This is a genomic window from Acinetobacter sp. RIT698 (genome assembly GCF_009668065.1).
GTDB lineage: Bacteria > Pseudomonadota > Gammaproteobacteria > Pseudomonadales > Moraxellaceae > Acinetobacter > Acinetobacter guillouiae.
On the sequence record NZ_WJYH01000001.1, the window covers coordinates 124,698 to 138,251 of the forward strand.

A 13,554-nucleotide genomic window follows, 5' to 3' on the forward strand; every position below is an offset into this window, starting at 1 on the left:
GTACACTCAATTCAAGAAGCATAAAAAATGGCGGCCTATAGGTCGCCATTTTTTAATTTACTGTCTTCACTGGGCAGTCTTTTAAAGACTCAACTGAAATTAAACAGCCAGATAAAACCACTTAAACAAAGCGGTTTAATTCAACTCTCGTAGACTTTGCAATGGTGGAATTTCAGATAAATAGCTCAATCGGTAACGCCCAACCAATGCACACAACACTGCCATCGAAATTGGTAAAATCAGCCAAATTTCCCAATGTAATTGCATCACCATTTCCATACGATAACTGGCAACGGCACTAATCACCTCTGCAAAGAAACAGGAAACGATTCCCGCCAATAATCCAATAAAGCCGATTTCAAAACTCATCATATTTTTTAACTGGCGCTTTGAACTACCAAAAGAGCGTAGCAATGCCACTTCTTTTTTACGTTCATCCATCAGCAAATTGATACAGGCAATCAGTACCAAAAAGCCAGATAAACTTACCAATACTGCCAAAACCGTAATGATTTTAACCAACACAGAAACCAAGTTTTTAATTTCATCAAAAATTAAAGAGACGTCAATAAAGACCGTATTGGAAAATTGTTGAATCAGATTAACCATCTTGATTTTTTCACTCGGCGGCACATAAAAACTCCCTAAGTAGCTGCCTGCGTTTTCATCCAACGTCTTTGGGGTAAAAATAAAGAAAAAGTTTGGACTAAAGCTTTGCCATTCCACGGAACGCAAATTCACTACTCGCGCGTCCAAATTTCCCTCAGGCAAACTAAAGGTTAAACGATCGCCAATTTTAATACCCAATTCTTCAGCCAATTTGGCCTCTACAGACACCTGCCCAATTTGAGTTAATTGGGCATCTCCAGCAACAATAATATTGTCTTGTGGATAATGATCTGCTTGGGTGAGATTTAACTCACGACGTAAAGAATTATTGGTTTTCACCAATTGGGCAGGAAAAGCTTGGCCATTTTTTGCCAATAAGCGCCCTTTTACATTGGGATATAACGGTGTGCTTTTCCAGTGTTGCTGTGCCAATTGTTGTTTAAAAGCATCCAGTTCAAATGGTGGTAGACCATAAATAAACTGGTTAGGCGTTCCTTCAGGCAATTGTTGCTGCCAACGCTCTAATAAATCAGTTCTCAATACAGCAAGTACCGTGATCAGACTTAAACCCAATGCCAAAGCGGTAATTTGCAATGCGGTTTGCGAAGGGGTTCGGATATAGGCTGAGAGCCTATTTTTCATTGATTTTAAAGTCTTTAAAATCATCCAAACCACTGCATATAACAAAGCTGTTAACACAATGACTGCACCCATTACCAACGCAGTAAGTATCAGATTTTCGGTCAAGACTAAACTAAAAATAATCAAGCTCACTAAACCTGTAGCCATCATCCACAACATTGAACGTGCCGACTTTTCTTGTTGGCGTATCACCCGAATAGGCGGTGTATTTAACAGTTGCCACAAGCTCGGTAAAATAAATCCAATCAATACAATTGCACTGGTAAAAATTGCAATAGGCAAAGGACCAACCAGCATCTGCAACATTGAAAATTGCAACTCTAGGTTCGGAATCATCTGCAACATCAATTGCAACAATGAATAACCTAAAATCAGTCCTAAAATACTGCCAATGACAATGGCGATTAAAATAACAACACTCAGCAACCCGAGATAGGTTTGAAAAATCTGCCGTTTCGTTGCCCCCATACAACGCATCAGTGCAATATGATCTTGGTTCTGCTGTACGTAACGCTGACTGGTTAAAGCGATGGCTAAACCACATAAAAGAATCGTCAGAATATTGGCCAATTGTAAGAAAGTATCGAGGTTTTCAATCGGTTTAAGTAAGCGTGAATTGCCCTCATCTGCATTACGTAGTCTTAAATTACTTTGTGCATCTAATTCATTATCCGCATTTTGTTGATCTTGTATGGATTGATCTGTTTGTGAGTGTGTTGTTGGCTGCTTTTCAGTCAATGTGTTTTCAGTCAATGTATTGGCACTTGATGCACTTAAAGCTGAATCTGCATCCGAATTTTGTGCAATCTTTGGATTCACATTTTGCTTTTCTTGCGCTTTAAATGTCTTAAAAAATTGCTGATATGTTGCAATCGACTCCGCATCCCCTGCCATCAACAAACGATATTCAATCCGACTTCCAACTTGAATTGCACCCGTTTTTGCAACATCTGCTTGAGAGATAATCACGGTTGGCGAAAAGGCAGAAAAGCCTAATTCTTGATTTGAATCATGTTCAATGATGCCAGTAACTTTAAACTGACCATTGGCAATTTGAACGCTATCGCCTAGGTTTAATTTTAATAATTCTTGTGCGCGTTTGCTTAGCCAAACCCCGCCACTTTGTAAGGCTTGTTTTGGCGCAATCCTTAATTCACCACGTAAGGGAAATGCTGTGTCAATGGCTTTCACATTGACCATAACAAACTGATCCTGTGTAGAGGCCATTGAACCAAAAATGGTGACATGGGACTGTTTTAATTTTAAATCATCAGCCTGTTTGATCCATTGTTGGTCAATTGGATCTGTATCACTAAGTTGTAAATCTGCAGCTTGCATTTTGGCAGCTTGTAAGGTCACTGCTTGTTTGACTTGATCATTGCTAAACTTTAATGCAGTAGTCGCACTAATGGCTAAACTCAATGCAATAATCAGCAAATATATGCCTGAACTGGCAAAACTTTGCCTAAATAAGGGGTTAAACAAGGTCAACATTACACCACCTCATTCGATTGAGGCGTTTGAGCATGTTCAATCAATTGACCATCTTTTAATTCATAATGACGTTGGCACTGTGCTGCCAATTGCGAATCGTGAGTGACAAGCACTAAAGTTGTACCGAGTTCTTTATTTAAATCAAATAAGAGTTGTTCAATTTCAAATGCAGTATGTTCATCTAAATTGCCTGTAGGTTCGTCAGCAAAAATAATTTTGGGGTCAGAAATTAAAGCTCGTGCAATGGCAACCCGTTGTTGCTCCCCACCAGACAATACTTTCGGTGTTTGTTGGCTTTGTCGTTCTAAACCAACTTTGGCCAATAAACTTAAAGATTTTTGTTCTGCGTGTGCATAATTAAAATTCTTCTGTAAACGTAATGGTAACATCACATTTTCTAAGGCAGAAAGATGTGGGAGCAACTGGAAAGATTGAAATACAAAACCAATATATTGAAGTCGAATCAATGCACGTTGTTCTTCATTTAAATGCTCAATTGATTCACCACAAACACTGAGTTGACCTGCACTGGCTTGATCGAGAGTAGCAAGGATACCCAATAAAGTTGATTTTCCTGAACCAGAACGTCCAGTAATCGCGACCTGTTCACCTGTATAAATATTAAGATTTAGATTTTCAAAAATTGTAAGCGTTTGATGAGGTAATTCTATCTTTTGTGTAAGTTGCTGTGCAGAAATTATCACTTGTGGCATGATGGGAGAAGTTGAATCATCCTGAACCTTAGACATCATAAAGTACCTTATATGCAAATCAAAAAATTGTTAAATTTGAAAATGATGAAAAACCTAATTCATTGTTTATTTTTTAGCATAATCTGTCTGTTGCCCGTTAGTAGTTTTGCAAAAACGATCATGATTTTAGGTGATAGCTTAAGTGCGGGTTATGGTATTAGCCCACAACAAGGCTGGGTTTTCTTGCTACAGCAACGCTTAAACCAACAATTTCCTAAACAACATAATGTGGTCAATGCCAGTGTAAGTGGTGAAACCACCAGTGGTGCGTTGGCGCGTTTTCCAAAACTTTTACAAAATCATAAACCTGATATCGTGGTGATTGAGTTGGGTGGCAATGATGGTTTACGTGGTCAACCGCCACAAATGATTCAGAAAAATCTTGCGCAATTAATTCAACAAAGCCAGAAAAGCCAAGCCACGGTCATTTTATTGGGAATGAAAATTCCACCGAATTATGGTGCAGCTTATAGCCAAGCTTTTGAGAAAAACTACCAAACCCTAAGCCAACAATACAAAGTTAAAATGCATCCGTTTTTTATGAATGGAATTGCAGGCAATAAAAGTTTGATGCAAAAAGACTTAATCCACCCCAATGCAACGGCACAGAAAATTCTGCTAGATAATGTCTATCCATTGATTCGAGGCGCGCTTTAAGTTTTTCTCAAAGCCGAAATGATTGCACCTGTTTACTACTCAAAATCGGATGTCGTGTTTTTAAAGACATCCGCAAAATTAAACAAACGTGCTAATAAATGGTGAATATAGTCCAAACTCGATTCTTGTTCGGTAAATAGAATCCGATGCAACATGGGTGCAATCACAATTTCAATAATCAGTTGATTATCGATGCTTGTTTCATTTCTTTGCTGGGCACGTTGCTGAATAATGTCTAACTGTTGAATCAAAAAGTCATAACACTTACCAGAGGTTGGCGAATCATTTTCCGCCACAATATCGCTTAAGATTGTACGCCCAACGGGTGAGGCATATTCCTCAAAATATTGCTCCATCCATGCATATAAGTCTTGCTTAAAACTACCAAGATCCGCAGGTACACTGTCTGGATGTAAAATATTAAAGGCAACATCTGCAAGCAGTTGAGATAAATCTCCCCACCGTCGATAGATCGTAGAGGGGGTGACTCCTGCATATTCAGCAATCATCGGAATCGTCAAATCTGCCACAGCTACATTCTGCTGTAATGTTTGCACCGCATTATGAACTGCGGCTTGTATTCGTGCACTGCGTCCACCGGGACGCAAACCTGTAATCACTTTCGTCATCAGCAAATCACTACAAATCTATAAATGAAAATCTATCAATGGGTTAATGATTGAAGAACAGCTTTAATCAAAAATCATCTTAGCTAAACCTTTGTGTTTAATCCAAAATACGGTATAAAAGCTAATTAATAGCTTTTATGTACATGTTGATTATGCGCAACTCTAATTTTAATCGTCAAGTGACTTCCTATAAATTAAGCCATAATGCTGCACTGTACACACATACTTTTACCCTAATGGCCTTTTTGGCAGCCTCAAGCGCACCAACACCGTTATATCGCTTGTATCAACAACACTTTAATTTTTCTCCTGTTTTATTAACGCTTATCTTTGCCACCTATGCGTTTGCATTGCTATTAACCTTATTGGTGGCAGGATCATTGTCTGATTATATTGGACGTAAGCCGGTTATTTTTGTGGCTTTGATTTTAGAAATTCTGTCCATGGGCTTTTTCTTGTTTGCATCCAATATCGAAATGCTGTTTATCGCACGAGGTTTGCAAGGTATTGCCACAGCTTTAGCCGCATCTACGTTTGGAGCAGCTTTGCTTGATCTGAGTAAAACACAGGGTTCCTTAATTAATAGTATTTCACCAATGCTTGGTATGGCTGCGGGTATGCTGATGACCTGCATTGTTTTAGAGTTTTCGACTGTTCCATTGACACTGATTTTTGAAATACTCATCTTTCTGTTTGTATCTACCAGCTTTATCGCAATTTTTAGTCCTGAAACCGCAACTAAACGTGTGGGTGCTTTGGCATCATTAAAACCGCAACTGACTGTTCCAGTACAAACCCGAAAAGCCCTCTTAATCGTAAGTCCAATTAATATCTCGTTATGGATGGTCAGTGGGTTCTTCCTCTCGTTAATGCCTTCATTGCTGGCTCAAGCTTTCCATGTGCAATCGGCATGGTTGAATGGCATGATGTTTATTACCCTATCAGTTTCAGGGGCTGTTGGGATTTTAACCCTGCGCAATGCGCCAACATTTAAAATTTTAGTCACTGCTGCAATTACGATTGTCTTGGGCTCAAGTGTTATTTTACTTGGCATTCATCTGGTGCAACCGATCTTATTGTTTATTGGTGCTGTGGTGACTGGGATTGGCTTTGGTACAGGTTTTATGGGTGCAATTCGTGCTGTTATGCCCTTAGCTTTACCTGAACAACGTGCAGGTTTAATGGCCGCATTTTTTGTTGAAAGCTATTTGGCCTTTAGTATACCTGCGATTATTGCTGGATACTTTGTCAATAAAGTGGGCTTAATTTTTACTGCAGATGTCTATATTTGTATGATTATCTTGTTGGCCAGCTTGGCGTTTGTTTTTGCGTTTAAAAATAAACAGAACATCCACTAAAGTGTGTTAAAAATCAAAGCAAAACAAAAGGCGCATTGAGCGCCTTTGGATTTAAATCTTAGATTAAGCTGGAATATCACGAATAGATGCTTTACGAATTGCTTCTTTAAGCGCGTCATAACCATGAATTGGCGGGAACTGTGGAAATTCACGAATCACATTTTCAGGCGCGTCAAATAAGAAACCATGATCAGCTTCACCCAACATGGTTGTATCGTTATACGAATCGCCTGCTGCGATCACACGGTAATTTAGACCATGTAAGGCTTTTACAGCTTCACGTTTTTGATCAGGTTGGCGCAACTTATACGCAGTGATCATACCATTTTCATCAGTTTCTAATTTATGACAGAAAATGGTTGGCCAACCTAACTGTTGCATCAACGGATGTGCAAACTCATAAAATGTATCTGAAAGAATAATCAACTGAAAATGGGTACGTAACCATTCTACAAACTCTTTTGCACCCGGAAATGGCCCCATGTCTGCAATCACAGCTTGAATGTCATTTAAACCTAAACCATGCTGTTTAAGAATATTTAAGCGTTGAGTCATCAACACATCGTAGTCAGGAATATCACGAGTTGTTGCTTCTAATTCTTTGATTCCTGTTTTTTTAGCAAAATTGATCCAGATTTCTGGTACCAATACACCCTCAAGATCAAGACATACGATTTCCATGGGTTCTCCCAAATGTCAGTTAAAAATTTTGGGCTTATCATAGCACTAAAGTTTAAAAAGAATGCTGAAAGTTTTTACAGCAAACCCATTTCATTTGGTTATGCATAAGACTTGTGAATATTTACAAATCTGTTTTATTCATAAGCATTTTAATTAATCTGCTAAGTAGCATATTTCATTTACTTTAAAATATCTGGATCGTCAAAAGCAGCAATTCACATAAGTTGAATTGACCTAATTTTTGCCAAAATGCTTAAATTCAAATATCTTTTGAACATGTTTACGAAAATTGTAGCTTCAAGCTAACTGCCAGGAGCAGATATGACCGCCATTCCAACCATAGATCTTGTGGACGCACTTGCGACTGAGTATGCCGACAAATCACCTTCTGAAATTTTAGAACTTGCGCTTTCTCAGCAAGGTGAAATTGCAATTTCATTTTCTGGCGCAGAAGATGTTGTTCTTATCGATATGGCACACAATTTAGGTAAACCATTTCGTGTTTTTAGTTTAGATACAGGTCGTTTACACCCTGAAACCTACCAATTTCTTGAAACCGTACGTAAGCACTATGGGATTAAAATTGAGATTTGCTTTCCAGAAGCCAATGCCGTTCAACAGTTGGTCAATGAAAAAGGTTTATTTAGCTTCTATCAAGATGACCATAAAGAATGCTGTGGTATCCGAAAAGTTCAGCCACTACGTAAAAAATTAGCCACTTTAGATGGTTGGATTACTGGGCAACGCAAAGATCAAAGTCCAGGTACACGTACGGAAATTCCAGTCATTCAAGCGGATAGCGGTTTTTCTGGTGAAGGCAAACAACTGATTAAATATAACCCATTGGCCAATTGGTCAAGTGCGGATGTATGGAACTATATTCGTATGATGGAGATTCCTTATAATCCATTACATGAAAAAGGCTTTATCTCAATTGGCTGCGAACCATGTACCCGTCCAGTATTGCCAAATCAACATGAACGCGAAGGTCGCTGGTGGTGGGAAGAAGCAACACATAAAGAATGTGGCTTACACGCAGGCAATTTAAAAAAGTAATATCAGGAAAACTCATTAAAACTCATGAATTTTTATTAACTTAACGTTCATCGAAATGCTTGGATTTTACGCTTAGAAAAGTTTTATACTAAGGTTTGTTGATATTTCATCTATAGCTTGTGTTATAGGCTAGAGTTGAGTAGGCAAAGGCATGAAAAAATAGTGAGACTATTTTCAGGTTTCATCACTCAAACTGAGAAATTTTAGCTATACCCAGAATGCCAACAAAGCGCTGCATTGTTGGCAACACAAAATGTAACGATGTACCTGATGTTTTCTAACATCACATCGTTGTAAACATGGACGAATGATCAACAGACCCAAGTTACACGGTTCTATAATTCTAACAATTCACCAGCTCATAAATGAGTTGTTGTAGAAATTGCAGTGAGGCAATCCAAGACTATGCGCCCATTACACCCTATTGATTTTATTTTTTTAAATTTAGAAAAACGTCAACAACCCATGCATGTTGGTGGGTTATTCTTATTTGAAATACCAGAACATGCGCCTTCTACCTTCATTCAAGATCTTGTTGCAGATATTCGTAATTCAAAATCTATTCCTGTCCCACCCTTTAACAACCGCTTAAGTGGCATGTTTTGGGATGAAGACGAAGAGTTTGATATCGATCATCATTTCCGTCATATCGCACTACCTCATCCGGGACGTATCCGTGAGTTATTGGTTTATATTTCACAGGAACACAGTTCGTTGATTGACCGAGCTAAACCGCTTTGGACCTGTCATATTATTGAAGGGATTGAAGGCAATCGCTTTGCCATGTATTTTAAAATCCACCATGCCATGATTGATGGTGTGGCTGGTATGCGTCTGGTAGAAAAATCATTTTCAAAAGATGCTGACTCCAAAACCATTATTCCGCCTTGGTGTGTCGAAGGTAAACGGGCAAAACGTTTAAAAGAAACTAAACTGGATAAAGCTAAAAAAATATTCTCTGCCTTAAAAGGACAAGTTGAAGCAGCACCTAAGGTCACTCAAGAGCTGTTCCAAACTGTATTTAAAGAAATGGGGAAAAACCCCGATTATGTTTCAAGCTTTCAAGCGCCGAGTAGTTTATTTAATCAACGGGTAAGTTCATCACGTCGTTTCGCTGCTCAGTCTTTTGAACTTGATCGTTTTAGAGATATTTCCAAAGCCCTTGGTGTTACGATTAATGATGTGGTGCTTGCTGTTTGTGCAGGCGCGTTACGTGATTATTTAATCACACAAGAAGCTTTACCGAAAAAACCACTGATTGCGATGGTTCCAGCCTCATTACGTGATGATGACTCAGATATGAGTAACCGTATCACCATGATTTTGGCAAATTTAGGTACACATAAAGAAAGTCCTTTAGAGCGCTTAGACATTATTAAACGCAGTGTACAAAATGCAAAAAATCGTTTTAAACGTATGAGCTCTGATCAAATCTTAAATTATAGTGCTTTCGTTTTTGGTGCAGCAGGCGTGAATATTGCATCAGGACTTATGCCAAAACGTCAGGCGTTTAACGTAATCATTTCCAATGTACCTGGACCACGTGAACCTTTGTATTGGAATGGCGCTAAATTAGACGCCCTCTACCCTGTTTCTATTGTTTTGGATGGTCAGGCACTAAATATCACCATGACCAGTTATTTAGATAAATTAGAAGTCGGTTTAACGGGTTGCCGTAAATCTCTGCCTAAATTGCAGAATCTTCTCACGCATTTGGAAAATGAAATCCAAAAGTTTGAGCAAATTATTGCAGAGAAAAATGCAGTAGAACTTGCCGACAAAAAGCCAAACGCTCAAGCCAAGGCAAAAACGGATACTCAAGATGTAGCGAAGGAATCTGTTGCAGCACGAAAGTCAGTATAGGATTTTATAATTGTTTTGATTTTAGTGTTGATTTAGAGATAAAAACTTAAATTGATTCAAAAATTAAGGGGCTAATATATGCCCCTTAATCTTTAACATTACGACACTTATTTAACAGTTGATGACAGACATTAACCACCATGTCTTTGGTGATTTTCACTTCTTGACCATTGTCATCTAACATAACACATGTATTTTTAGGCTGGCTTTCCAACACATGTTTGATACTACGACTGATTAATTGTTCACTTACACTCATTTTATGACCTCACTTGCTAAGACTGTGAAAGGGAGAAAGTCTTTGGCTACCTTTGTAATCTAGTATTGTGAAATCAGTTCAAAAAGTAAAATTTCAGATGTAACAACTGTTTAACGACATCCTGTTACAATTTCAACTCAAAATGATATCGTATTGCTCTTGCGTGTATAAATTTTCGACTTGGAATTTAATCACGCGATTAATAAAATGCTCTAAATCCGCGACAGCTGGGGCTTCCGCAGTTAATAGGCGATCAATCACCGATGGATGACCGATAACAGTAAAGCCACTCTTAGACTCATAAGCACGGGTATATCTTAAGATTTCTCGAAAAATTTCGTAACACACTGTCTCTGCTGTTTTCACAAATCCGCGCCCTTGACAGGTCGGACATGATTCACACAACAAATGCTCTAATGATTCACGGGTACGTTTACGTGTCATTTCAACTAAGCCAAGTTCAGAGACTTGGGTAATCTTGGTTTTTGCATGGTCACGTTCCAGCATTTTATCAAACTGGTTCATGACCTCTTCACGATGTACAGCTTCCTGCATATCAATGAAGTCAATAATGATAATGCCACCCAAATTACGTAAGCGTAATTGGCGCGCAATCACCTGTGTCGCTTCCATATTGGTTTTAAATACGGTGTCTTCTAGCGTACGACCGCCAACATACGAACCTGTATTGACATCAATTGTGGTCATCGCTTCAGTCTGATCTATCATTAGATAACCACCTGACTTCAAAGCTACACGGGTTTGTAATGCTTTTTGGATATCTTCTTCAACATTGTACAAATCAAAAAGTGGACGCTCACCAGGATAGTGCTGCAAGCGGCTTTCCATACTCGGTACAAATTCACAAACGAACTCTTGCAACTTGGCATGTATTTCTCGTGAATCGACATAAATCGTTGCCGTATCATCATTGGCTAAGTCGCGAATAACACGTTGTGGTAAAGGAAGTTCTTCAAAAATCAGCGAAGGTACTGCAATAATTTTTTGTTTTTTCTGAATAAATTCCCAAAGCTTGGCTAAATACGCCATATCTTGAGCAATTGAAGCCTCTTCAATTCCTTCAGCGGCTGTACGTACAATCACTGAACCCGGCAACTTATGCTCGCTTTGAATTCTTTCAATCATCGAACGTAAACGGTCACGTTCTTCTTCAGACTCAATCCGTTGCGATACACCAATATGACTGCCATATGGCATCAAGACAAGATAACGAGATGGGATAGAAAGATCGGTACTGAGTCGCGCACCTTTAGTGCCCAACATGTCTTTCATCACTTGAACCGTCAGAATTTGACCGGGTTGTAATAACTCAAAGACATTTGGCGTAGGTTGATTACGCGGCCAAATCATATCATTGATGTGTAAGAATGCAGTACGAGATAACCCGATATCGACAAAGGCTGCTTGCATCCCTGGAAGTACACGGACAACTTTTCCTTTATAAATATTCCCGACTAACCCGCGTTTAACAGTTCGTTCAACAAACAGTTCGTTGACCGTACCATTTTGAATTAGCGCCACACGACATTCCATAGGTGTGACGTTAATCAATAACTCGTCAGACATAACTAAACTCAAAACATTATAAAAATTCTTTTCAGCAGTTAATTTAGTGCCTCAACTGCGCTGATCTATACGATCAAGTAACTGTATCGTTTCATGCAACGGTAGCCCAACCACATTGCTATAACTACCATTTATACCTGTCACATACTTTGCCGCAATACCTTGAATTGCATATGCGCCAGCTTTCCCCAAAGGTTCGCCTGTAGCCCAATATTCTTCCATATCATTCAGACTGAATTGTTGGAACTCAACTTCCGTACGAACCACGACACTCAATAATTGATGTGCATTTGCAACGCAAACACCTGTCAACACTTCATGTTTTTGACCTGACAATAATGTCCATATTTCAAAAGCATGCTGCTTAGATGTTGGTTTCCCAATAATTTGATTGGCAAAAACCAAGCTTGTATCTGCTGCAATAACAGTGCTTTGCGGATGCAACGCCAATACCACTTTGGCTTTGCTTTCAGCCAAACGTTGGACATACTGCTCAATCTGTTCGTGTTCCAAGACAGATTCATCAATATCTGGGCTGTGGATGCTAAAATCCAAGCCCACTTGTAAAAGCAGCTCTTTACGCCTTGGCGAGCCTGAGGCCAGAATTAAATGCGCCATCTTCTTAATAAATAATAAAGAACTGGCCAGCAAAAAATACTCGAAACCAATGTTTGCCAATGACGGGTAATCGAAAAATGCGTACCAGCCATCACTTGCGCCATAAAGGTAAAGACCAAATGCGCGAGAATTGCAAACATACTAATAATCCAAAGATTACTAAATGTCAGTACACGTCTTTCTCGAATAAAATAGCGAGTTAAAAATGCAATCAGCACATAGCTCAATGCATTCATCCCCAAAGGTGCATCTAACAATAAGTCAGTAAATAGCCCCATGGTAAATGCAAACCAAATTCCACACCATGTAGGCTGACACAGCACCCAAAATAGCATGATTAAAAACATATACAGTGGCCGCCATCCTGCTAATGCATAGGACATCGGATAAACCACTAAAATTGAACCAATAATAATTGAGACAACAATAATCCATAATGGATCTTTACGTTGCTTTTCAGAAGGTAATTTCTTAGCGATCAACATTTGGCTGCTCCATCGCTAAAGAATCAGAGAAAAGTACCACAACATGATGACCACCTGCTAATTGTGCAGCGGGAACCACATCAATTTGCGCAAACTCACCCGTGTTATGACGCATGACTTTAGATACAGAACCGACCAAATAGCCTGCTGGGAAATGTTGCCCCAAACCTGAACTATAAACTTTATCACCCACTTTGATATTGGCACTTGTTGGAACATATTCCATTTTCAAATGTCCTAAATCACCAGTACCCGTCACGATGGCGCGCATACCTGAGCTTTCTAAACGTACAGATAAAGAATGTTCTTTATCGGAAAGCAACATGACACGGCTACTATGTGGATAGACGTTGATGATTTGCCCCATGATTCCTTTATCATCTAAAACGGTTTGCCCAACTTTTAAATGATTGGCTTCACCACGGTTAATGATAATGATATGACGCAATGGGTCAGCATCGGTTCCAATCACTTCTGCAATTTCCATACGTCCATCGATAATCAATGGCGTATCGAGCAAACCACGTAAACGGGTATTTTCAGCAGAAAGTTCAGAGAGTTTTTGCAGACGTACTTGAGCCTGAAGCAATTCAGCTTGCATCGCGGTATTTTCACGACGTAACTGAGCCTCAGATTTAGTTTGTTGATTTAGCCATTCTTTCGACAATACAGGATAGCTTGCTAAGGCATAAATTGGATTATATGCCGCATACAAGACATCTCTTGCAGGTTGAATCACTTGTGGCATGCGCCAGTTAAAAAACAGCACTACCAAACAAGTGATGACCGCAATGATGAACGAGCGAAAAGATGGCGGTTGTCTTGAAAAGAGATTCGGTTGCACCGCCTCATCCTTAAACTTAA

At 39.1% G+C, this 13,554-nt stretch carries 13 protein-coding genes; 4 read left to right on the forward strand and 9 right to left on the reverse strand.

Going from position 1 to position 13,554, the window contains the following annotated elements:
- Window positions 1-135 precede the first annotated feature (135 nt).
- Entirely contained in the window at window positions 136-2,745 is a 2,610-nt protein-coding gene (locus GJV03_RS00595; protein WP_154129226.1) for an FtsX-like permease family protein, read from the reverse strand.
- Window positions 2,745-3,494, reverse strand: a complete 750-nt coding sequence (locus tag GJV03_RS00600) for an ABC transporter ATP-binding protein (RefSeq protein WP_035372018.1) — start codon at window positions 3,492-3,494, stop codon at window positions 2,745-2,747. The genes GJV03_RS00595 and GJV03_RS00600 overlap by 1 nt, the downstream gene beginning before the upstream one ends.
- A 48-nt stretch (window positions 3,495-3,542) precedes the next feature.
- Between GJV03_RS00600 and GJV03_RS00605 the strand changes: the two genes are divergently transcribed.
- On the forward strand, window positions 3,543-4,154 hold the full coding sequence (locus tag GJV03_RS00605) for an arylesterase (RefSeq protein ID WP_252720664.1): 612 nt from the start codon (window positions 3,543-3,545) through the stop codon (window positions 4,152-4,154).
- 35 nt (window positions 4,155-4,189) lie between these two features.
- On the opposite strand, the gene GJV03_RS00610 is transcribed toward GJV03_RS00605, so the two are convergent.
- Window positions 4,190-4,783 (reverse strand): TetR/AcrR family transcriptional regulator, encoded by a 594-nt coding sequence (locus GJV03_RS00610; protein ID WP_056518069.1) that lies wholly within the window; start codon window positions 4,781-4,783, stop codon window positions 4,190-4,192.
- Between the two features lie 152 nt (window positions 4,784-4,935).
- On the opposite strand from GJV03_RS00610, the gene GJV03_RS00615 reads away from it, so the two are divergent.
- The gene (locus GJV03_RS00615; RefSeq protein WP_216070491.1) at window positions 4,936-6,141 is read left to right on the forward strand and encodes an MFS transporter; all 1,206 of its coding nucleotides are present in this window, start codon (window positions 4,936-4,938) and stop codon (window positions 6,139-6,141) included.
- 63 nt (window positions 6,142-6,204) lie between these two features.
- On the opposite strand, the gene thrH is transcribed toward GJV03_RS00615, so the two are convergent.
- Window positions 6,205-6,822, reverse strand: a complete 618-nt coding sequence (gene thrH, locus GJV03_RS00620; protein ID WP_004717409.1) for a bifunctional phosphoserine phosphatase/homoserine phosphotransferase ThrH — start codon at window positions 6,820-6,822, stop codon at window positions 6,205-6,207.
- A 321-nt stretch (window positions 6,823-7,143) separates the two neighbouring features.
- Between thrH and GJV03_RS00625 the strand changes: the two genes are divergently transcribed.
- Together GJV03_RS00625 and GJV03_RS00630 are read left to right on the forward strand one after the other, a co-directional pair.
- Window positions 7,144-7,878, forward strand: a complete 735-nt coding sequence (locus tag GJV03_RS00625) for a phosphoadenylyl-sulfate reductase (RefSeq protein WP_154129227.1) — start codon at window positions 7,144-7,146, stop codon at window positions 7,876-7,878.
- A 405-nt stretch (window positions 7,879-8,283) separates the two neighbouring features.
- The gene (locus GJV03_RS00630) at window positions 8,284-9,741 is read left to right on the forward strand and encodes a wax ester/triacylglycerol synthase family O-acyltransferase (protein ID WP_154129228.1); all 1,458 of its coding nucleotides are present in this window, start codon (window positions 8,284-8,286) and stop codon (window positions 9,739-9,741) included.
- Window positions 9,742-9,826: 85 nt separating this feature from the next.
- On the opposite strand, the gene GJV03_RS21375 is transcribed toward GJV03_RS00630, so the two are convergent.
- From GJV03_RS21375 to mreC, 5 genes are all read right to left on the reverse strand, one after another.
- Window positions 9,827-10,000 carry a PA1571 family protein gene (locus GJV03_RS21375; protein WP_004717412.1) on the reverse strand — a complete coding sequence of 58 codons (174 nt, stop codon included), beginning with the start codon at window positions 9,998-10,000 and terminating at the stop codon, window positions 9,827-9,829.
- Between the two features lie 132 nt (window positions 10,001-10,132).
- A complete protein-coding gene (rng, locus tag GJV03_RS00635; protein ID WP_004717413.1) occupies window positions 10,133-11,587 on the reverse strand; it encodes a ribonuclease G in 1,455 nt (484 codons plus the stop codon).
- A 51-nt stretch (window positions 11,588-11,638) separates the two neighbouring features.
- Entirely contained in the window at window positions 11,639-12,205 is a 567-nt protein-coding gene (locus tag GJV03_RS00640; protein WP_096734838.1) for a Maf family nucleotide pyrophosphatase, read from the reverse strand.
- Entirely contained in the window at window positions 12,193-12,690 is a 498-nt protein-coding gene (gene mreD, locus GJV03_RS00645; protein ID WP_004717415.1) for a rod shape-determining protein MreD, read from the reverse strand. The genes GJV03_RS00640 and mreD overlap by 13 nt, the downstream gene beginning before the upstream one ends.
- A complete protein-coding gene (gene mreC, locus GJV03_RS00650) occupies window positions 12,677-13,534 on the reverse strand; it encodes a rod shape-determining protein MreC (protein WP_004717416.1) in 858 nt (285 codons plus the stop codon). Before mreC ends, mreD begins: the two co-directional genes overlap by 14 nt.
- Window positions 13,535-13,554 lie beyond the last annotated feature (20 nt).